The 21,397-nt window shown below is 44.2% G+C and carries 16 protein-coding genes and 1 tRNA gene; 13 read left to right on the plus strand and 4 right to left on the minus strand.

Annotation, left to right across the window (positions count from 1 at the left end):
• Window positions 1-12 precede the first annotated feature (12 nt).
• From F1644_RS14855 to F1644_RS14880, 6 genes are all read left to right on the plus strand, one after another.
• Window positions 13-5,607, plus strand: coding sequence for a hypothetical protein (locus tag F1644_RS14855; protein WP_168044207.1), 5,595 nt, complete (start codon window positions 13-15; stop codon window positions 5,605-5,607).
• Window positions 5,608-5,623: 16 nt separating this feature from the next.
• Window positions 5,624-5,923, plus strand: coding sequence for a hypothetical protein (locus F1644_RS14860; RefSeq protein ID WP_147344436.1), 300 nt, complete (start codon window positions 5,624-5,626; stop codon window positions 5,921-5,923).
• On the plus strand, window positions 5,920-6,219 hold the full coding sequence (locus tag F1644_RS14865; protein ID WP_118303543.1) for a hypothetical protein: 300 nt from the start codon (window positions 5,920-5,922) through the stop codon (window positions 6,217-6,219). Before F1644_RS14860 ends, F1644_RS14865 begins: the two co-directional genes overlap by 4 nt.
• Window positions 6,220-6,352: 133 nt before the next feature.
• The gene (locus tag F1644_RS14870; protein ID WP_118303545.1) at window positions 6,353-6,817 is read left to right on the plus strand and encodes a phage holin family protein; all 465 of its coding nucleotides are present in this window, start codon (window positions 6,353-6,355) and stop codon (window positions 6,815-6,817) included.
• Complete coding sequence (locus F1644_RS14875) at window positions 6,795-7,157, plus strand: D-Ala-D-Ala carboxypeptidase family metallohydrolase (protein WP_118303547.1); 363 nt, start codon at window positions 6,795-6,797, stop codon at window positions 7,155-7,157. The genes F1644_RS14870 and F1644_RS14875 overlap by 23 nt, the downstream gene beginning before the upstream one ends.
• A 10-nt stretch (window positions 7,158-7,167) precedes the next feature.
• Window positions 7,168-7,590 (plus strand): hypothetical protein, encoded by a 423-nt coding sequence (locus F1644_RS14880; protein ID WP_118303549.1) that lies wholly within the window; start codon window positions 7,168-7,170, stop codon window positions 7,588-7,590.
• Window positions 7,591-8,683: 1,093 nt separating this feature from the next.
• Here F1644_RS14880 and F1644_RS14885 read toward each other — a convergent pair.
• Window positions 8,684-9,895 (minus strand): tyrosine-type recombinase/integrase, encoded by a 1,212-nt coding sequence (locus F1644_RS14885; protein WP_118303553.1) that lies wholly within the window; start codon window positions 9,893-9,895, stop codon window positions 8,684-8,686.
• Window positions 9,896-10,004: 109 nt separating this feature from the next.
• Window positions 10,005-10,078: transfer RNA gene (locus F1644_RS14890), tRNA-Ala, on the minus strand.
• A 99-nt stretch (window positions 10,079-10,177) separates the two neighbouring features.
• Here F1644_RS14890 and F1644_RS14895 point away from each other — a divergent pair.
• From F1644_RS14895 to F1644_RS14925, 7 genes are all read left to right on the plus strand, one after another.
• On the plus strand, window positions 10,178-10,759 hold the full coding sequence (locus tag F1644_RS14895; RefSeq protein ID WP_118303555.1) for an RNA polymerase sigma factor: 582 nt from the start codon (window positions 10,178-10,180) through the stop codon (window positions 10,757-10,759).
• Between the two features lie 109 nt (window positions 10,760-10,868).
• Window positions 10,869-12,029 carry a FecR family protein gene (locus F1644_RS14900; protein ID WP_118303557.1) on the plus strand — a complete coding sequence of 387 codons (1,161 nt, stop codon included), beginning with the start codon at window positions 10,869-10,871 and terminating at the stop codon, window positions 12,027-12,029.
• A gap of 95 nt (window positions 12,030-12,124) precedes the next feature.
• On the plus strand, window positions 12,125-15,706 hold the full coding sequence (locus F1644_RS14905) for a SusC/RagA family TonB-linked outer membrane protein (RefSeq protein ID WP_229782394.1): 3,582 nt from the start codon (window positions 12,125-12,127) through the stop codon (window positions 15,704-15,706).
• An 11-nt stretch (window positions 15,707-15,717) separates the two neighbouring features.
• Entirely contained in the window at window positions 15,718-17,310 is a 1,593-nt protein-coding gene (locus tag F1644_RS14910) for a RagB/SusD family nutrient uptake outer membrane protein (RefSeq protein WP_118303698.1), read from the plus strand.
• Entirely contained in the window at window positions 17,298-17,963 is a 666-nt protein-coding gene (locus F1644_RS14915) for a hypothetical protein (protein ID WP_118303561.1), read from the plus strand. The genes F1644_RS14910 and F1644_RS14915 overlap by 13 nt, the downstream gene beginning before the upstream one ends.
• A gap of 11 nt (window positions 17,964-17,974) precedes the next feature.
• Window positions 17,975-18,763, plus strand: a complete 789-nt coding sequence (locus tag F1644_RS14920; RefSeq protein ID WP_118303563.1) for a hypothetical protein — start codon at window positions 17,975-17,977, stop codon at window positions 18,761-18,763.
• 100 nt (window positions 18,764-18,863) lie between these two features.
• On the plus strand, window positions 18,864-20,138 hold the full coding sequence (locus F1644_RS14925) for a thioredoxin family protein (protein ID WP_118303565.1): 1,275 nt from the start codon (window positions 18,864-18,866) through the stop codon (window positions 20,136-20,138).
• Between the two features lie 50 nt (window positions 20,139-20,188).
• Here the strand turns inward: F1644_RS14925 and F1644_RS14930 are convergent, their stop codons facing one another.
• The gene (locus tag F1644_RS14930) at window positions 20,189-21,211 is read right to left on the minus strand and encodes an endonuclease/exonuclease/phosphatase family protein (protein ID WP_229782395.1); all 1,023 of its coding nucleotides are present in this window, start codon (window positions 21,209-21,211) and stop codon (window positions 20,189-20,191) included.
• The gene (locus F1644_RS14935) at window positions 21,195-21,395 is read right to left on the minus strand and encodes a hypothetical protein (RefSeq protein ID WP_118303569.1); all 201 of its coding nucleotides are present in this window, start codon (window positions 21,393-21,395) and stop codon (window positions 21,195-21,197) included. Before F1644_RS14935 ends, F1644_RS14930 begins: the two co-directional genes overlap by 17 nt.
• Window positions 21,396-21,397 lie beyond the last annotated feature (2 nt).

Here is a 21,397-nt window from a genome sequence, read left to right on the forward strand (position 1 = left end):
AAAATTAAAGCGATGAAAATAATTCAACAACCTGATATTTTAAGTTTTGCCGGGAACGTGAATGATTTCGTGATAGAAGATGTTGCGAAGTCTCTCGTGTTTAAATTGAGCGTGGATGGAATGGTAATCGTGGATGAAGTTTACGTGGCGGAAGGGGGTGAGGTGCGAGTATCGATGAAAGATATTGTGGATTGTTTTTTATCAATATCGATTCCACGGGCTGATTCAGATTATATTATTCAATCTTTAGCGGTAAAAAAATTCAAGGCCGAGATCGAGGATTCCGTGATAGAGTTTACCGTGGTGAAAGGGGGAATATCAAACGTGGCAGAGAGTTCCGCCGTGTTCTTAAAAACACAATGGTTGACATTGCAGCCTCAGGAGAAAAGAATCGTGATGCATCAGCCAGAATACCTGTCGTATTATGCGGTGGTAACAGGTTCCGTAAAAATGACTGTTTATTTTGCTGATGGATCAGCGAATGAAACGTTGTTAGCTTTGGAGGCGGGGAATCTATACACGGTAGATGTTTCTTACTTGAAAATATCAAGTAAATTTGAACGGGCAGTCGGATGTTATGATGTTTGGATTGAAAATGAGTCTGGACAGAGGTTGACCTACGTGCAGCGTTATATACTGAGTACTTCAAATTCGGCGGCGAACGTGTACTTGTTTGAAAATACTTTAGGTGGGATTGATTCGGTCGTTTTTTCCGGAGACTTCACGGAGAAGATTCAGACAGAAGGAACAGTAACGACGGTATTGGAGGAGTCAACTGATAGCGATATTGATTTGAATTTTTCTTGCGAGCAAAATACGGGTTTCATTCCTTCAATTGATTATGCTAGATGGTTACGAGGCTTTTTCGTGTCAAAACAACGTTATCATGTTTCCGGGGCTTTGAGGCGGATATATTTGCGTGAGTCGGAGAATGGTTTTACAAAAAACTCGTTGAACGATTTCACGTTTGAATTTTTTTATTCGAAACAAACAAAATATGATGTTGTTACTCGTAACAGGGATGATTTACCTCTTTTATTAGAGTTCCCGGAGGTGGACTCTATCCCTTTTCTCGCCCCGCGATTGGCTGAGTTCCCGATCGCGGTAGTTGCGGATGATTTGATGCTTCCGGTTCAGTATGCGTTTGAAAACGCTTGGCGGCGGATTTCGATCGCTGCAATTACTCAAGCGGTTTCAGAGGGGGCGATTGATAAGATTGATCTGTCATCGTACTGGAAAAAAACAGAGTTAGTGAGGGATGGGTTGTATCTGAAATTTTTGGATAAATATATTAGAGCGAAGTTTGCGGATGATTCTACCTTGTGGGATGGTAATGCTTTCGATGATTATCTGGATCAAGCAGTCAAGCGGGATTCGGACGTTCAATTCCGTTCTTTTAAAAGTGCTAGTTTCAAGGCGGGTCCTCTCGGTGCCGGGGTCGGGATGGTGAACGATGACGAGTTCCAGACGGATAAACTTCTTGTCCGGAAAATCATGTTCGTCCTTGAAATGATGGTCCAGCGCATGAGGTTCCAGCTCGGTCAGAGCATGTTAACCCCGGGAGGAGGTTTCAAGATTACCCGGGTGGAAGTTCACGACACTTTTTACCGTTTGTTCTTTAATAACGACGGGGGACGTATCCCGAACTATTTCGTGACCAATGACCAGGGACGTGTCCAGAATCACGACGGGGGAGACCAGAAATACTTCTGGGGCCTCGTTATCGCCACGGGGAATGATTATATCGACCTTTCCCGGGAGGACAAGGATGGTGACGGGGTTCCTGCCGTTGGAGATGAAGTGGTACAACTCGGGAACCGGGATAACCCGGATCGTCAAGACGCCTTGATGCTTACCGCCGTTAACGGGGAGGTGGGGATGATCACTTATTTCGGGATCGATAGCTTTGATCTTTCCGGCAAGGAGGGAAGCTGGTTCGGTAAACATGGTGGCAAGAAGGGAGCCGTTATCAAGGGTGAGGTTCATATCACGTCCGGGTCAACGGGACTGAAAGAACTGGAAGAGTTCAACGAGGTGGAGACAGGTATAAATGACGCCCGGCAAGTCGCTAATGACGCTCTCGCCCTGGCGAGTAGTATCGTTGAAGTGACCGCCTCCTCGCAGGTGTTTAAATACGGTTACGGGTTCACGGGTACCCCGGTCCCGGCAACGATAACGTTGACAGCGATAACCCCGAAGATCGAGCCGACATCCTACCAGTGGCAATTTTTAAACGGGACGGGCTGGGTAAATATTGAAAGCGCCACGAAAAAAACGCTGGATGTCATGCCGGGAGACCCGGTGTTATTCCCTTCCGGTACTAACGTGAGATCGTTCCGGTGTGTTTGCAACGGGGACGAGGGTTTCACGGACGTGTTCACGCTGGCGAAGTTGGCCGACGGGGCGGCGGGGCAGGCCGGATCGTCCGGGTACACCGTTTTATTGACGAACGAGTCTCATACCGTGTCCTGTGACGCTAGCGGGAATCCCCTGGCCGGGGAGCTCGAGAAGGCAACCACGAGGGTTGTCGTGTACAAGGGTGTTTCCGTGGCAAGTTTCACCTTGCAGAACCTGGTCTCCGCGGGTGGCTCGTTCGCTCTTGACGGGGATAGCGGCTTGAAATGCACGGGCTTGTCGGAAAGTTCTGCCACTTGCACTTTCGAGGTCAAGGTTGATAGCGTCGTGATAAAGAAAGTTTTCGGGGTCACGAAAGCCAAGACGGGAGCCACGGGAAAAGCCGGGGCGGATGGGAAGGGAATATCATCCACGGTAGTAACCTACCAGGCCTCCACGAGCGGTACCACCGTCCCCACTGGAACATGGGGTGCCACGATCCCTTCCGTGTCCGCGAATCAATACTTGTGGACCCGCACGATCGTCACCTACACCGATGGGACGACAAGCACTTCTTATTCCATCGGCAAGATGGGTGCTAACGGTGCCACGGGAGCTGCCGGGAAGGGGATAAAATCCACGGCGGTCACCTATCAAGCATCCACGAGCGGAACCACCGTTCCCACGGGAACATGGGATACCACTATCCCTTCCGTGTCCGCGAATCAATACTTGTGGACCCGGACGATCATCACTTACACCGATAACACGACAAGTACTTCTTATTCCATCGGCAAAGTGGGTGCGACCGGGGCGAAGGGAGACAAGGGAGACGCTGGCCGTGGAATATCATCCACGGTGGTCACCTATCAAGCGTCCACGAGCGGAACCACCGTTCCCACGGGAACATGGGGTGCCACGATCCCTTCCGTGTCGGCGAATCAATACTTGTGGACCCGGACGATCATCACCTACACCGATGGGACGACAAGCACTTCTTATTCCATCGGCAAGATGGGTGCTAACGGTGCCACGGGAGCTGCCGGGAAGGGGATAAAATCCACGGCAGTGACCTATCAAGCGTCCACGAGCGGAACCACCGTTCCCACGGGAACATGGGGAACCGCTATCCCTTCCGTGTCGGCGAATCAATACTTGTGGACCCGGACGATCATCACTTACACCGATAACACGACCAGCACGTCCTATTCCATCGGCAAGGTGGGTGCGACCGGGGCGAAGGGAGACAAGGGAGACGCTGGCCGTGGAATATCATCCACGGCGGTTACCTATCAAGCGTCCACGAGCGGAACCACCGTTCCCACGGGAACATGGGGTGCCACGATCCCTTCCGTGTCCGCGAATCAATACTTGTGGACCCGGACGATCATCACCTACACCGATGGGACGACAAGCACTTCTTATTCCATCGGCAAGATGGGTGCTAACGGTGCCACGGGAGCTGCCGGGAAGGGGATAAAATCCACGGCAGTGACCTATCAAGCGTCCACGAGCGGAACTACCGTCCCCACGGGAACATGGGGAACCGCTATCCCTTCCGTGTCGGCGAATCAATACTTGTGGACCCGGACGATCATCACTTACACCGATAACACGACCAGCACGTCCTATTCCATCGGCAAGATGGGAGCTAACGGGGAGAAGGGGGATAAAGGAGACAAGGGAGAGAATGGCGAGTCTTTGTCCGGGAAAATGATTTATAAAGACCCGACTTTCAAGAACGGGGTTAATGGCGTGAGCGTGTATAACAATTCCGGGAACGGGACCGTGACGGTTACCAGGATTGCCAAAACGTCAGACGTGCCATCGGATTCCGGTTATTGTTTACAAGTGAAAACGTCTGGCACGGCATCCCCGGGTTCCGGTGGCGTGGTGCAGTCTATCCAGTCCCGTCCCGACGCCGTGTTTATCCAGAAGATCATCGCGAAATTACCGGTAGGTTACAAGCTTAACACGGCATCTAACTCGATGGGGAGCGGTTATTCAGACAAGTGGTTAACGGACACGGCAGGAACGGGTAAGTACACGACGTATCTTCGTAAAATAACTTGCGGGTCTTCCGGTTCGTTTAGCTCGGGCGGTCATGTTTACGTGACGGGGAGTCCAACGCCAACCTCGTCGGCCCCGTTAGTGTGGTACATCGCTTACATGTCCTGTTTCGATCAAACGGTAGATGGTTACGAGGATATTGTAAACACGGCCTATTCCAAGGTCGAGGCCGGGATAAACAGTCTCGCGAGCGGGATCACGATTTTCGCTAAAAAGAACGATTTCGATGCCTTGGGAAACCGGGTTTCATCGGCCGAGGCGTCTATAAAAACTAACGCCTCGAACATAGAATTGAAAGTGTCGAAAAACGGGGTCGTGTCGGCAATTAACGCCTCGCCAGAATCCGTGAAAATATCCGCGAGCAAGATTGATCTCGTGGGGAAGGTCACGTTTGCCATGCTTGATAGTTCAACGCAAACGAAGGTAAACGGGAAACTGGACACGACCACGTTTAACACGTTCAAGGGAACGTTAAAAGGTTTGGCCTACAAGGATACCGTGTTGCAGGCGATGAAGGACGAGACGATCATCGAGGGAGGGTACATAAAGACGAGCCTGATAAGGACAGACTTGATATTATCTGCCGGGGCCCAGATCGGGAATTTCAAGATCGGGGCCGTTGGTGGCGCGAGTGGGAACTGGTTAACGGTGAGTGACGGTAGCATGGGGGTATCTGGTTCCCAGCTCTTTTTCAATAAAAGCGATCGCGTCGTGTACGTGGGTTCTCATCCCAGCGAGGGAACGGGAGGGCAACCCGTGCTTGGTTATTTCAATATCGGTCCTACAACACCAACGTTAAAGAGTAGCGAAAAATGCGCGTTATACGCTGCATCCCCGCGGCATAGTAGTTACTTGATAAAATCTTATGCCTTGTACGCTGAAGTGGGAGACGTGAGAATCGTGGACGGGGGATTTGGGGGAAAAACTCAAGGTTTTAACTTGTCCGGGTCCTCTGCCGTGATAGATTGTAATTTTTTAATCGGGGCTCTATTCGCGGTGCAGAGCAACATGAAAATAACGATAAGGCCAGGATTTGAAGGTCAGATGATTAAACTATTAAATTACACGACGAGTAGTGTCACTATCGTTAAAAACACTGATGGAGCTTTTGTTTCCCGTATCCCGGGACAAAAATGTGGTTTATTCTATTTTGACGGGCAAAACTGGATGGGATTGATAATTGGAGATTTCTATATCACTTAATTTAATAAATAATGTAATGATGGTAATAAATTATTCTATTTTAGCAAGAAGCGAGGAACAGGTTCAAGGAATTAACGTTTCTCTATCAACAGAGTTCGAGGAAGGTGGCTTGCCCGCGAGCGTGACGTTCAACGCCTCCACTAATATCGTGGTTAACGGTCAGGATGTTTACATGAGCATGGGTGGGGACTACAACCTGGAATTTGGCCTTTTCTCGGGGCTTAGTAATTCCTCTTTCCCGGCAAGTTTTATCGTGGAACTAGAGAACAAGATCAAGGAGTTTTTTGACAGCATAAAAGCGAGCCGGGAATCATGAAATTTGAATTTGATATAAAGAAGGTCGATCTCGTCACGTTGGGCGGGGTCGATCTCCGGAAGACTTTCAAGGAAAAAATGAAAAAGAACTTCGAGCAATTCCTTGGCGAAACGATATACAACAGTACCCGTGACGTCGAGCTGGATGATAAATGCAAGGCTATTCACAGGGGAGAAAAAGTGGAGTTCAACGAGCGAGAAAAAGAGTTGTTCGAGCGGGCCGTGAAGGCGATCGAGTTTGAGCCGGGATTGATCGAGCGGAAGATCCTGAAACAGGTCATCAAAATCGATGATTAAGAATGAGGCGGGTTACCGTCACGGCCCCGCCTCGCCTTGGTTATAATCGTTATCAAGATGATAACGACACGAAAGTAATATAAATAATACAATATTGTAATATTTTGGAGTAATAATTTAAAGGAAGTACAAAATGATTATTGATTTTTTGACAACGGGAGATTTTTCCCTTATTCTCACGAGGGTGTACGTTATTTTAGCGATGTGGGCGATAATGTGTATCGCCGTTTGTGTTGACTTGTGGGCAGGTGTAAATAGTGCCAAGGCCCGGGGCGAGAAGGTTTATTCCGGGGGACTCCGGAGAACATTCGCTAAACTGGGAGACTACTGGCGTATACAGGTGATGGCCTTGATATTCGATTTGATAGGGAGTTTCATCCCCTGGTACAGTCTACCTTACGTTTCGATGCTTGTGACGGCCGCAATCGTGTTAATCGAGGGCCGAAGTGTTTGGGAAAACGAGAGGGCAAAGAAGAGCCAGGTGGCGAAATTACCGGATGCAATTCGAGCTATTATTCAATGCGCTGACGCTAAAACGGCGGAACAATTACTAGAAAAATTGAAGGAGGTCACGGATGATAACAAGCAAGTATTTTAAAGAGGACGAGTTTAACCGTTGTTCTCCCTCTTGTTCGTTACAGGACATGAAACAAACAACTATTAGTAAGTTGGACACAGCCCGGGAAGTGGCGGGGATACCATTCGTGCTGACCTCGGCTTATCGTTCCCCGGAACATGACCGATCAAAGGGGCGATCCGGAACCGGGGCACACACGATAGGGCGAGCGATTGACATCCGGTGTAACACTTCCCGGAATCGTTTTCTTGTCGTGAACGCTTTATTGAAAGCTGGATTCAAGCGGATCGGCGTGGGAAAGACGTTTGTTCATGCTGATGATTCAGAAACGCATGATCAGGAAGTGATTTGGTTGTATTAAAACAGGAGTCATGAATAAGCTATTGTTTATCTTTTGCGTGATCGTGTTACTTTCTTGCGGTAGTAAAAAGGAATTTAGTAGGATTGATTCGGTAGAGAATAGTAAATCTACCGAACAACTTTACGCTGAACTCTACCGGGAAGCTCGCTTACTCGAATTTCTTGACATCAAGTACCGTCAGGTTGAAACGAGGGATTCGGCCGGAAACGTCCGGATTGAAACGAACATGGAGGTAAGCAAGAAGACAGAGGAAAACAATCAGGACACGACAAAAATTGCAAGTTTCTGGCAGGAGAACACGGAGAAGGTGGTGGATCATGACGAGGGGGAGGAACGATCTGGGGTGATGGTGTATTGGGTGTGGATTATCGGCTTTATCGCTATTATCGTGGTGGTGTTGATGGTTGGAATCTATATGTTAAAAAAACGCTAGGTTAAATTCTAACTTACGATCGTTTTCACGATCAAGACAATTAGACCAGAAAGTCACAAGTGTGTTGGTTTTTCCTATTTTTGCAATAAAAAAAGTTATGTGTGAGAATTTTGCAGACAATTCTGGTATTTCCAAACCAGAACATCGAAAGGATATTCCATTCGAGCTAGAAAAAAAACTACAAATACAACATGAATCATGTGGTTGGACTTTATACACCGAAAGAGCCCATGTTGAAAATATTTTTTATTCGAGGTTTAATTATTTCATGCTATTTTTTACCTTATTTGTTAGCGTGATCGTGGCAATTTATGTAAGTGATGATATAAACTATAAAGGTTGGATCATGTTCTTTCTTTCCTTGTGGGGATTTATCATTTTATTGTGCCTGAGACGTACCTTGATTAAAACTTACAAATTTTTAGAATGCATTTTGAAATGGTTAGATAGTATGTCACAAAATTATGTATCTCCAATGATTAGAATGCGATTTGGACCTCGAAAATATGAAAAAATGAATTACAAATCAACGAATTATATGTTGGCTTATATAATTCCAATGGTTTGCATTATATTCATGGGTATAGCGTGTGTTTTTTCTGTTTTCTTGATATATAATGAAGAACTAGCACAAACATCAAAAATAATTTATGATGCTATACAAGTAATAAATTAAGATAAGCTCAAGATTGAAAGCAAGTCTTTTTACGTATTTTTCCACGTGTTGTACTACTTTTAAAAATTATTTATACATTTGTCCCAGGTGAAGGAGATTTCACCTAGTTTAAAAGGATTAACGTGTACTACACAACCATTGATACTCCCACGGTGGAACGATCGAGTATCTTTGGGGAGACGTGGTACGTATATATATCGTGTACGTACCCGTCTTAATTGAACTGTTCCGATCGTTCCACCGTGGGGGGCAGTGAGATTAAGCGGGTACGTTTTTTCATGCTCGAAATTTTGAATTATAGGTTATATCGGCGATGCGACTGTGAGTGAAAAGCGAGTGCCAACTACTTTCTCGTTGGCGTGGGGTATTCTGAAAGAGGATACCCCTATTTTTGTTTTAAAGAATAGGGGAGGAAGATTATTCCTTTTCATTAGGGAAAGGATTAGGAAAACTGTGTTTTATCTTCTCTGATGTCATCCCCCGGTATTTTTTTATGTAATGATAAGTACTGTTGATGTTTGTATGACCGAGATGTTCTTGTAGGTCTTTTATAGTAATGCCAGGAACATCTAAAAGAAATCCGGCCCCGGTGTGTTTCATCGAATAAAATTTGTAATCTTTGTTTAGCCCTAGTTCGTCCCTTATGGTGTTGAATCGTACACGTAAGGTATTATTCCCGACAGGTTTTTCTCCAGGTTTACGTTCATTACCAAAAATGAAATATTCTTTGTCGTAATTCTGTAACTTGTAATCAGAGATTAATATTTTGAGAAATTGGTCAGGAATATTTATTGTGCGTTCCCGCATTTTCCCGTTGATACCGGAAATCATGATGATTCCGGCCCACAAGTTTAGATGTTTGATTTGTAGAGTACGTAATTCATTGCCGGGACGAATAGCGCAGTAGTATTGCATCAAGCAGGCTAAATATAATTGTGAATCTCTCCTTTTTATTTCAGAAAGGAGAGATTGTAAATCAATAGGTAAAATAGGAAGTGGGGCGTTATCTTTTATTTTGTGTGCCTTGGGAATGTTAAATATAGGGCTTTTATAAATTAGTTTTTGTTCTAACAAGTGATTGAAAAAAGCGGAAAGGATTATTTTATAGTTGTTCACTGAACGGCGGTCTAGTTCTCGGGTTTTAATTAATTCGGTAAAAAATTCAATGATAATTTTGTTATCAATTGCGGTTATGTCGAAGTCAACATATTTTTTCCGTTCCAAGAATTGATTAAAAATCCGTAACTTGGATTGATATGTTTGGTATGATTTTTTCTTGAGAGATAACTTTCGTTCGGTTAGAAAATCCGAGAATAACCGTCGGATAGTATTGCGTGACTTCCTTTTGGAACTGTATTTTTGATTTTCGAACTGGTAATTAATCTCATCTTCATAAATTGATTCCGGATCATGCCAAGGAACCCATCCTTGTTTGAGTTTTAAGGTATATTCCTTGATCAATTTATCGGCTAAAGCATATTTTTCACTTTTGTTTTTACATTCCTTGAAACCTCGTTCTATTTTTTTAGGACGCATCTTCCCCGTGCGATGATCGCGCACGCTAAAATACACATACCACCCTTTGGGGGATTCAACTAATTTGGGTTTTGTCGCAATTTTTGTTTCCATTTTTCCTTGTTTTTTTAAGCCGTTCCAAAACCTAAAAAAAGCCCCGAAAAAACCGAAAACACTCTTTAAAATTTAAAGCATTGAATTTCAATGCTTTAGGTGGTGTTCGTGGAGAATATCGGAATCGAACCGACGACCTTTTGAATGCCATTCAAACGCTCTAGCCAACTGAGCTAATTCCCCATTTGCGATTGCAAATATAGATAAATATTTGAAAATAGGAAATGGTTAAGGTGTGATTTTGTTGATTATTCTTATATTTGCCAGGTAAATCGGCGTAACATGACCAATTTTGATAACGAATCGAAATTCTTTTTGCAAATGCAGCAGGGGAATCGGCGGGCGTTTGAATATTTTTTCAAGACGTACGTGGATATGCTATACGCTTATGCCTTGGGATATTGTCGGGATTCGGATGCGGCCGAGGATTTGGTACAGGAGGCATTTGTGCGTTTTTGGACCATGCGGGAAAAAATCACTTATTCGGAATCAATTTACGGTTATTTACAACGGACGGTGAGAAATTCTTGTATCAATCAAAAAATTCGGGAACGGGTTGAGGACCGTTATAGGCGGGAAATGCTGAATGGAGAGACGGAAGTGTTTGATTGGGAGAATGACGATGCGTTGGAAGAATTGAGATGCCAGTTATTGGGTGCGATAGATCGTTTACCGGAAAAATGCCGGGAGATATTCGTGTTGAGTTGCGTGGAAGGATTAAAGTACCAGGAAGTGGCAGATAAATTGGGGGTTACGATCAACACGGTGAAAACGCAGGTACGTTTTGGTTATAAAAAGGTAAGGTCAGACTTGAATCTTCCGAAGAATACGTTATTTGTATTATTGAGTATATTGCTGAAATAAGGACTTTTATATCTACTTAAAAAATAAAATTCATTTTATTTGAAAAAATAATTTTTTTCTTTCACTCGATTTGTTTCCAATCTTGTTAGTAAAGTGTAAAACGAGAAAAATGGAAACAGAGAGAATAGATCATATAGGAAAAATCTTGAGACGTTTTCTGACGAGAGGCGAAACTGTGAATTGGGATGAGTTGCGGGTAGAGCTAGGGAAGGACGAGTATGCTCACGTGAAGGAAGAACTGTTAAGGATGAGGACTATGCATGTCGGGGTGAACCGGGGAAGAATTTGGGATAAGGTACAGGAAAGTCTGCAACAGAAAGTAAAAAGGCAGCATTTGTTTCAGCTTATCCGGTATGCAGCGATATTAATATTACCATTATCAGTACTCCTGTTATTTTGGTTACATCAAGAAAAGGAATTGCCTCCAATGAACGTTGCAGTTGTCGGGGTGATGGATTCCACGGATATGCACAAGGTTTATCTGGTGCTGGAAGGAGGGACGAAAGTGGATTTATCAACTCCACATGTGGATACGATCCGACAAGATGACGGGCAGCTTTTAGCCGTGGATACATTGGGAAAATTGGTATATAATACTGTGCAAGAAGAGGTGGAGGAATTATTCTATCATAAAATAGTCGTTCCTCGGGGTGGGGAGTACACGGTGGAGTTGAATGACGGGACCCGGGTGCGGTTGAATGCGGATTCAGAATTAAGATTCCCGGTGAAATTTGTTGGGAATGAGCGAAAAGTATTTTTGAAAGGTGAAGCCTATTTTGAGGTGGAACGTGACACATCAAGACCTTTCCGGGTGGATGTGCATGGTGATGCGATAATCGAAGTCTTGGGAACAGAATTTAATGTTAATGCTTATCCGGAGAATGCTGAAATCTTTGCGACGTTGGTACTGGGGAAAGTTAGGGTGGCTGATTTACAGACGGATTCGACGGTCGTGTTGCTACCGAATCAACAGGCAGCTCTTTCCGGTGCGGGGATTAACGTGAAAGAGGTAAACCCGGAAGATTTCATTAGCTGGATTAACGGTCGATTTTATTTCGAGAAGATGCCTTTGGAAGAAATTTTGATTCAACTGGGACGTTGGTACGATTTGCAAGTGTTTTGGGCAAACGAAGAGCTGAAATCCTATGAATTTACGGGAGCCATCTGGCGAGATAATACTATTCGGCAGACATTGGATATGATTGAAAAAACTACGGATGTTTGCTTTACGGTTTCCGGCCGGACGGTAACAGTGAATGTCTTGTTATAAAAAACGGCATCTGTTCGCACAGATACCGTCTTGATAATTCGACTAGCCTAGAGTTGGATTCAAGGTTAGTCATGTTAAACTATTAATACAAAATTATGGAAAAAAATCGAACGATGCAACAAAATGCGTGTCGGCTACTATGTCCGTCCATTTTGGTAAGTGCAAGAGTGTTACTGATTTTGTTGTTCTGTGGCTTATCCGTGGCTTGGAATCCATTGTTTGCGCAGGATAGGAAAGTGACCCTTCACGTGAAAGAGGTACCTCTGGGGGAGGTGGTGAAAGAGTTGAAAAAGCAAACAGGGAAGGATTTCCTTTTCAGTAACCGAGAGGTAAACGTGAGTCGTAATGTCTCGGTGAGCATTTCCAACATGACGTTAAAAGAAGTCTTGCCTTTGGTCTTTGGTAAAGATTACCGTTTCGAGATCGAGGAAAATGTGGTGATTGTTCGTCCGTTCGTTGCCGTGACAGGTGACGGGCAGCGAAGTGGTTTTGTCGTGACGGGAGTGGTGACGGATGTGAAGAAACAACTTTTGCCGGGGGTGACGGTGAAAGTGGCAAATACCACTGTGGGTACGGCGACGAATAATGCCGGACAATTCGTGTTGCGTTTGCCGATCACGAAGGGGAGCCTCGAATTCTCGTTTGTTGGCTTTAAATCTCAAACCATAAATTTTACGGAGAACACGAAGGACACGATCCGGGTGGTGCTGCAAGAGGATGTGACCGGATTGGAGGAAGTTCAAGTGATTGCTTACGGTTCCCAAAAGAAGCGGACGTTAGTTAGTGCGGTGTCTTCTGTGAAAGCGGATGATATAAAGGAGCTTCCGACGCATAGTTTGGAGAATCTTTTACAAGGACACATGGCAGGCGTGGAAGTTAATAACATTTCCGGTTCTCCGGGTGGTGGCGGTTCCATTGTTGCCATTCGGGGATATAATTCCTTTTTTGCCGGGGATGGTGCGAGTAGTGGTTCGGAAGGTCAAGACAGAGCCTACGGAACACCTTTGTACGTGATTGACGGGGTTCCCATGCAGGCATTTACTTCCCCGATCACGGGAACAAATACGTTGTCAGACCTTGATCCCTCGATGATCGAGTCTATCGAAGTGTTGAAAGATGCTGCCTCGGCGGCTATTTACGGTTCCCGTGCGGGAAATGGTGTTATTCTGATTACTACGAAAAAAGGGCGGAGCGGACAGGCCCGTTTTACGGCAAATGTATCCTATTCGGCTTCGTGGTTGCCTGAAACCCCAAAACAGAGCGGGGGACAGTTGGAACGTTTGTATAATATTCAAGGATTGAGGAATACCGTAACCCCTTATCAGGCGAAAGATGGGACTTGGAAAATACCGGCTTCTTACGAGGAGGTATACAGGTTTGGAACTTCCGATACGAACCAACCGGAATATGATTGGTTTTGGGGAACGGCTTCTGCGGCGAATTCTTCATTGATCTTGCAGGATAGTTTGAATGCATTCTTTAATAATTCCACGGATTGGTGGCGGTATGCCTACCGTACGGCTAGTGTTTATAACGCCAATATACAAGCCAGTGGGGGTAATGATAAAATGAATTATATGATTGGTGCCGGTTACTACAAGGAAGAAGGTATCATGCATAATAGTGATTACCAGCGAATAAATGTGTTGACAAATATCTCGGTGACTCCTACGAAACGCCTTACTTTGGATAATCAGATCTCACTTTCTTATACGGACCGGAGCCGGGGACAGAATAGCGGAGGGGCTAAGATCGAAGCGATGTCTGTGAATCCAATGATAGAATCTTCACTGACACCTGGGGAAATGTATATTAAATCGGAAATGGGCGAGTCCATTAATAGTGTTTCTCAAAAAGACCATGGTTATTCGGCAAGGTATAATCTAGTGATGGATTACGAGATTATTCGTAACCTGCACTTGCGGCTATCCGGAGGTGTTGATTACAGTCAACAGAATGAAAATACGTTTACTCCCAGTACGTTGGATAAATATAAACATTGGTCTTCTTCAACGGGAAGTATCGGACGTAATATTTCCTTGCTGAATGAGAATTTATTGAAATACTCGTTTAGCGTGAAACAGACTCATAATTTCGATATATTGTTGGGGTTGTCCTTTCAGAAAGATCAATTTTATTTGAATAGCGGGGGTGCTGAAAATGGCCCGAATGATTACGTGCATTACGTGGATGGGAAATGGGGTGATTCCAACGGTTTGAATAATGGGGCCAGTTCAACTTCTGAAAATGCGGTCTACCAGTCAGCTTTTTCGTATGCCTCTGATTTTACGGAAGAAAGGATGAATAGCTATTTCGGACGTTTGACTTATAATTACAAGGAAAAATACATGTTCGAGACAACCTTGCGGCGGGATGGTTCCTCTGTTTTCGGGGAAAAAGTACGTTGGGCAACTTTCCCTTCTTTTGCTGCGGGATGGGCTTTTTCCGAAGAATCATTTATGGATCAGTTCTATTGGTTAAGCTTTGGTAAGGTGAGGGCCAGTTGGGGAAAATCCGGACAGAAATTCAGTCAACCTTATTTGGCTCATGGATTGATGCAGTCTTCATCAAATACTTTTTTTGGCGTGGCAGGAGTTGAACCGGATACACAGGGAGGTACGATAAATCGAAAGTTGACTTGGGAAGAAACAAGCCAATATGATGTCGGTTTGGATATGAGTCTATTCGATTACAGATTTAAATTTACATTGGATTATTACTATCGGTACACGAAAGGGCAATTGAACCAGGCGGAACTTCCCGGGGATGTATATTTTCATAATTTTCAATGGCAAAATGCTTTAGGGGTAACGAATTCCGGTATAGAGTTGGAATTGACGGCAGATATTCTCAGGACGACACCTGTTACCTGGCGTATGAAGTTTAATTTTTCCCGTAACTGGAATCGCTTTAAAAAGAGTGCCGACGGGTATGATTATGAAAAGAATGTTTTGGGTAAACCCTTGTACCGGATTCGGGTATACAAAACGGACGGCTTCTATGATACGATGGAGGAAGTCCCGGTTTATTACACGGGTTCAACCGGAATGCCTAAACCGTTAAATACGGGTAATAACGGCATATTCTTTCCGGGAACACGTAAAATTCTGGATTTGAACGGGGACGGGGTGATTACGAATGCTGATATGTACTATGCTGAAAGTCCACTCCCAATAGGTCATGGCGGATTTATAAACGAGATCGCATGGAGACAGTTTGATTTGAATATTTTCTTCACGTATTCTCTCGGACGTCACATTATCAATGCCTATAAATATACCTATTCTTCCGTAAATACAACTGCCGGCCCTCTTATGGGGGATGTGCGTAAATTTGATACGTGGACCGAAGCTGACGGACAGAATCATACTTTCCCTCGTTTGCAAAAATATTCAGTATTAAATTATCAGACCACCGGGTTGTATGATACTAATTTGGAGAAAGTAAATATGCTGCGTTTGAAGCAACTCACATTAGGGTATAATTTACATGAACAGTTAGCGAAAAAAATAGGCTTGTCGAGTGCACGTGTATTCCTAAGTATGGAAAATTTGTTCCTGCTAACCAATTATTCCGGGCTTGATCCTGAGATTGTCAGTATTTTCGATGGGCTTGACACTATGGGATCTTACCCGTTACCGCGGAAGTTTACCATTGGGTTAACCGTTAATTTTTAAAGTAGATGTTTATGAGAAAGATATTTATCATTTTAATGCTACTGCCATGTTTCTCCTGTACGGACTGGCTGAATGTCGAGTCGGAGAAATCGGTGACTTATTTGAATTATTTCAAAAGTGAGAGCGATCTGGAAAAAGTGCTGATCTCGATTTTTGGTTATGAAAAGGCTTTGTATGCTCCGGCGAATCCGGAAGCATTCGGGTATGTCGGGTTGCTTTGTGATGATGCGGGGGCTAGAAAGGGGTATAAGGAGTTGAATGTACTTGATTTTTATAGTAACCAGTATATGGAAGGATGGTCCCGTTATTATTCTTTGATATATCTCGTTAATATGTTGGAAGAGAACCGTTATCGGTTTGAAAATATTTCGGAAGAACGGACTGATTATTGGATAGCACAGGCTAATTTTGCAAAGGCTCTTGCCTATTTTACCCTTGCCCAGAAATGGGGGGAAGCCCCGATGGCTCCCTCGACGGAATCTATCGATGTCGTGGGAAAGAGTTCCGTGGAGGATATATTGCAGGAAGCGATACGTTGTGCTGAAATTGCTTTGAGTTTGCCGACACATGAGAACTTGACGGATGCGAACGGGGAGGCTGTGACTTCCAAACAATATGCCAGTTTGGGGAGTGTCCACACGCTGTTGGCAAATATTTATGCGTGGATGGGAGGATTGTACGGAGAAACTTCTTATTGGGAGAAGGCCGAAAGCCATGCTTCGCAGGTGATTGATGGAAAAGTCGGTTTTTACAAGTTGGAAGGAGATATAAAGTCTGTGGTAAACAATACATTGGGAGGAAATCGGAAAAGTGATGAAACTATCTTCACGATAGAAGTCAATAGCCAGGATGACAATAAATATTCATCAGCATGGTTTTCTGCAATTTATCCGGGGCAATCTTTGATTGATTACCCTTATGACCACGCCTCTCCTGAAGCGTTGGAAACCAATACCGATAAACCGCGTATACTCGTGAACACGGTTTATAATATCTTTCTGGAGGAAAAAGACCAGAGAAGAAAAGAGTATTGGAAAGAATTGGGAGAAGCCAGTTATGAGGGATCAACTTGGGAAGAAGACCCCGAAACGGGTGATTGGGTAGAGGTGCCGGTTACGATTATTTCCGAGTATGCATTTTTGAACAAGTGGCAGGAACCTATTGTTTCTTCTAATCCTGATATTATTGGTGAAGAAGGACGTATTCCATTGTTGGGAATGGAAGGTAATCGTGTTATCTGGCGATTGGCGGACTTGATTTTGTTAAGAGCAGAATGTCGTGCCCGGTTGGGGATGGCAACGGCAGTGGATGATCTGGACCAGATCAGGATTCGTGCCGGACTGGAAAGATATGACGAGAGTACAAACCTGGAAACACTGCGTAGAGAGATTTTCCGGGAAAGGGAAAGAGAATTATTCGGGGAAGGACAACGTTATTATGATGCGGTTCGGAACGGTTATTTAAAAGAACTGTCAGATGAGTACGGGGCGTTGACGGATACGGACATAAAGAACGGGGCTCTTTACCTGCCTGTTAATTCAAATACACTTTTAAAGAAAAACCCATTGATGACACAAAATACATATTGGTTATGGAGAGAATAAATCAGATTGCAAAAGGAATGGTGGTCGTGATGATCGTGGCGTTCTGTTCCTGTACAAAATATAATTATATTGACGGTGGAATTGCCAATGGTGTACATGATTGCACCATGTGGGAATATTTTCACACGGATAGTTACAATTGGGATTCTACAATTATCATGATCGAACATGCCGGGTTAAAATCACTTTTTGACGGGACGGGAGAATATGAACAGATTACGTTCTTCGGTTTGACCAATCTAAGTATTCTTCGTTACATGATGATCAATAATGATGGATTGGAAGAGACAGATCCTCATTATATGCATCGGGTTACGGATATTCCCAAGGGGAAATGTCAGGATATCCTACAAAAACTAGTGGTACCGCAACGGCTGATGTTAAATGACATTCCCCGGGGAAGTCGGTTACTTCAGAAACAGCAGTACGTGGAAACCGGTGGTGTAGAGTATGATTGTGTGAAAGGGAAAGTCTTCCTGTGGACGTTACGGGGAACTTATAATAATGTTCAGGATGCAGGAGAAGTCCAGTTTTATTTGGCCAGTCATAATATGGATAACATAAGAAACGAGCAAATCGTCTCCACGGATATTCAAACGACCAACGGGGTGGTACAAGCGTTAAACTACGATTTCAGGTTTACTAATTTCTAAAAGGGAAAACTATGAAAAAATTAATATATCTATTGATTGCGGGATGTGCGTTTTTCTTTTCCTCGTGTGAGAAAATAGAAGTCGGTTATCTCGTGACAGGTACGGCAGGTTACCCGATTGATACCTTGTATATTTATGATATTGGGGGACAGTATGATGGCTTGGTTGCCCTGCGGGATGGAGTTGAATCTTCGGAAAAAGTGTTAAGTCTTACGGCATCGTGTGAGGAGTGGGAGGCGGAAACCCAAAGAAGAAGTGATGAACGTTATGATTATGAAGATGACGTATACTATCCGGCAATGGATGCTTGGGAGGCTAATCCCACACAGGAAAACACGGATGCGTTGGATGAGGCTGAGGAACGGCTTGGTGAGTTGGTTGCCGCTTGGAAAGAGGCCCGGAAGACCTATTGGAATTATTTGGATGAACTCGATGCGGCCATACTTGAGATTGCCGGAATGACAAAAGACGAGATATATGACGGGATTGAAAAAATCCAGAACACGATAACTTACCAGATTCCTTGGTTTACCTCTTCGATACAGGGGGTGTTGGGGACTGAACCTTTGCAGTATTCGATTGTCAGCGTGAAGAACGAGAGTGCCGAAAATGCGGCGTTGTTTAATGAAAGTTTGTCTATTGTAGGCGGGGGAAGAATGTATGTTGCCTATGATGTGAAAGCTCCGGTGGGTGTGTATACGGTTTCCATTAAGGTGGAAAACGAGGGACAGTCTGCCGTATTGGAGGATATTTTCACTTTTGTAATCGAGACGGCAGAGGATGCCACGGAAGGAGAATAAGGAATAGCATTATGGGAGAGGGAAACCATTGGTTGGTCACCTCTCCCCATTACACAGGTGGAGAACCTGTAATGCAGAATAATAAACTAGGAATCATTTTATGAAGAAAATACTTTTTATCCTTATATTCTTCATGGGAATATTGGGAGAATCGAGTGCCCAAATGAATTTGTTTAAAGGGTCTTTCGAGGAAGCGTTAAAAAAGGCACGAGAGGAAAAGAAATCACTTTTTGTCGATTTTTATGCAGATTGGTGTGGTCCCTGTAAGGCAATGGCAACCCAGGTATTTCCCCAAAAAGAAGTGGGGGATTATTTTAACTCCCGTTTCATCTGTGTACAGGTGAATGTAGAGGCGGGAGAAAATACGAAGTTGGCAAAAAGTTATAATATCACGGGATTGCCTTCGATGGTGTTTATGGATACGGAAGGTAAGGAACTGCGGCGTGTATTGGGCGTGGTTAACCCCAAAGGGTTAGTGAAAGAGGCTAAAATAGCATTGGGGGAAGAATTAAGTTTTGAACAACTGTACGAGTTATATAAAAAGAAGAAGAAAGATTACGACGTGCAGCAGAAATTGCTGCTTGAGGCCCCGGAATTTATGCAACGGCAAGAGGGATATGAACGGGAGAAATGGGGTGCCCGGCTGAAAAATCTGTTTCCGGATTACGTGAAAAATAAGAAAATAGAGAATATGATGAATGAAACGGATTTTACGCTTCTGGTCATGTATCATTCCCGGACATCGGAAAAAGACCCGATCTTTGATTTCATGGTGGCTCATTTTAACGAGGGCGTGCAACTGGTCGGGAAGGAAGAAGTTTGCGCTTATTTGATAGGGTTAAACAACAGTTATATTATTCAATTGTGTAAAAAAGGAGACCCGGCGTACAGGGATCGTTTGAAACGGGTGGGTGAAGATTTGAAAGAGGTGTATTCCGGGATAACTTTCGGATCGTTGTCCGTGTTGGAAGCGATTACCTTGTTGTCCGATGCTACCTACTACCTGTACAAACATGACGAAGGGAAATTCTTTGAGAACATGGACAAATATCTAGCAGGTTTGGGAGAACAGGCCACGTTGGAGGATTATACTCAGCCTTTGGAGGATCTTTCCGTGGCTTATAACGGGGGATTGTCAAAACCAGCATACGTGAAAAGTATCGTGTGGATTACGAAAGCTCTGGAAAAGGACATGACACCGGATTTACGGACTCGCTTGTTAATCATGATGGGACAATGTTTCCAGAATACGGACAATCGGGAGAAGGCTAAACAATGTTACAATCAGGCATTTCTGGCAAGTGCGGAGATTTCGAATAAGATGCAGATGAAACAAATTCAAGAAACAATACAACAGAGTTTACAAGGACTTTAGTATTTAATTAATGATTAAAAAGTGCAGGATAGTGGGTTGAGATCGTAAATTTAAAATCGAATATTACTTTGCACCGGATAATGATCGGAATACTTAACGGTATCACGAGTATAAGATACGGTGCCGAGTGTTGGTGCGTGCAGGATGTGGTCTATACGGAACGAGGGGAACTCCCCGATATACGTGTTTCCGAGACCACGTCCTTTTTCAATGAAACAATCTTTCATCCTTTCGGACAACGTGTGATAAGCGAAGGAGATCGGGGTATCGTTGAAATCCCCGCAAATGATAACCGGGTAGGGGGATTGTAGCATATGATCTTTTATTATTTGCGCCTGTTTTGCCCGGTTCCGGTTGGCGGTAACCAGACGAGAAGATATCGTTTTGACGCCTTGCGTGGCATTTTGCGTGTTGCCACTGGTGAGTTCCTTGTATATCTGCTGTTCGTTTTTGCCTAACCGGTAGGATTCAAGATGTACAGAGTATACTCGGATCGTGTCTTTACCGATGGCTATGTCTCCATAAACACAGGCGGCCGAATGTCCCTTATCGAATTTAATCACGCCTTTGTTAATAATCGGATAGCGGGAGACAAGTGCGACGTCCCGATTGCGGTGATAATACGGGTAAGCAGGGAATTTTTTGAAGGAGGCTTCCCGTTGAGGAAATTCCTGCATACAAACGATGTCGTTACCGCTATTATTTATGTAATTTTCGATCTTTACAGCTGCATCCTTTTCGCCTACCCCCAGCATCTGGATATTGTAAGTCATGATGGAAAGGTCGTGGGGGGCATCAGGTACGGTTTGCGGGTTCAATCCATAGTAAGTGGTAATTAACGGATACCCGGCCGCGATAATCAGTATGGATAGAATAGCTATCTTTTTCCAGCGTGCAATCCAGTAAAGTAGCAGGATAATGTTTACAATCAATAAATAATGATAGGTGTAGCCCAGCAGGGATGAAAAATAAAACACGTTAGGGTTAATATAGGGAGCGGTGTAGCTCCCAAGTAATCCGATCATGGCGATGATCGTGACGATCCTCATGATAATATCAAATAACCGGCCCAAGGAATTTTAGATTTAATAATTTTAAATAGAACTCCTTCGTCAGCTTTGCTGCCACCTCCTCTATAAACAGAGGAGGAGCCGGAATCGTCTTCGTCTTTGGGAAAAGGTACCAGCTCTCCCTCTGTTTATAGAGGGAGTACCCCGAAGGGGAGAGGGAGTTTATTTTCAATTCTCCATTCTCCATTT

The organism is Butyricimonas paravirosa (genome assembly GCF_032878955.1).
GTDB classification, from domain to species: Bacteria; Bacteroidota; Bacteroidia; order Bacteroidales; family Marinifilaceae; genus Butyricimonas; species Butyricimonas paravirosa.

Coding starts and splice junctions, on each gene's coding strand:
- F1644_RS14935 (WP_118303569.1), bottom strand. CDS start 21,395: ATGGAGAATGGAGAATTGAAAATAAACTCCCTCTCCCCTTCGGGGTAC.
- F1644_RS14885 (WP_118303553.1), bottom strand. CDS start 9,895: ATGGAAACAAAAATTGCGACAAAACCCAAATTAGTTGAATCCCCCAAA.
- F1644_RS14910 (WP_118303698.1), top strand. CDS start 15,718: ATGAGAAAGATATTTATCATTTTAATGCTACTGCCATGTTTCTCCTGT.
- F1644_RS14920 (WP_118303563.1), top strand. CDS start 17,975: ATGAAAAAATTAATATATCTATTGATTGCGGGATGTGCGTTTTTCTTT.
- F1644_RS14925 (WP_118303565.1), top strand. CDS start 18,864: ATGAAGAAAATACTTTTTATCCTTATATTCTTCATGGGAATATTGGGA.
- F1644_RS14880 (WP_118303549.1), top strand. CDS start 7,168: ATGAATAAGCTATTGTTTATCTTTTGCGTGATCGTGTTACTTTCTTGC.
- F1644_RS14900 (WP_118303557.1), top strand. CDS start 10,869: ATGGAAACAGAGAGAATAGATCATATAGGAAAAATCTTGAGACGTTTT.
- F1644_RS14860 (WP_147344436.1), top strand. CDS start 5,624: ATGATGGTAATAAATTATTCTATTTTAGCAAGAAGCGAGGAACAGGTT.
- F1644_RS14855 (WP_168044207.1), top strand. CDS start 13: ATGAAAATAATTCAACAACCTGATATTTTAAGTTTTGCCGGGAACGTG.
- F1644_RS14895 (WP_118303555.1), top strand. CDS start 10,178: ATGACCAATTTTGATAACGAATCGAAATTCTTTTTGCAAATGCAGCAG.
- F1644_RS14865 (WP_118303543.1), top strand. CDS start 5,920: ATGAAATTTGAATTTGATATAAAGAAGGTCGATCTCGTCACGTTGGGC.
- F1644_RS14870 (WP_118303545.1), top strand. CDS start 6,353: ATGATTATTGATTTTTTGACAACGGGAGATTTTTCCCTTATTCTCACG.
- F1644_RS14905 (WP_229782394.1), top strand. CDS start 12,125: ATGGAAAAAAATCGAACGATGCAACAAAATGCGTGTCGGCTACTATGT.
- F1644_RS14875 (WP_118303547.1), top strand. CDS start 6,795: ATGATAACAAGCAAGTATTTTAAAGAGGACGAGTTTAACCGTTGTTCT.
- F1644_RS14915 (WP_118303561.1), top strand. CDS start 17,298: ATGGAGAGAATAAATCAGATTGCAAAAGGAATGGTGGTCGTGATGATC.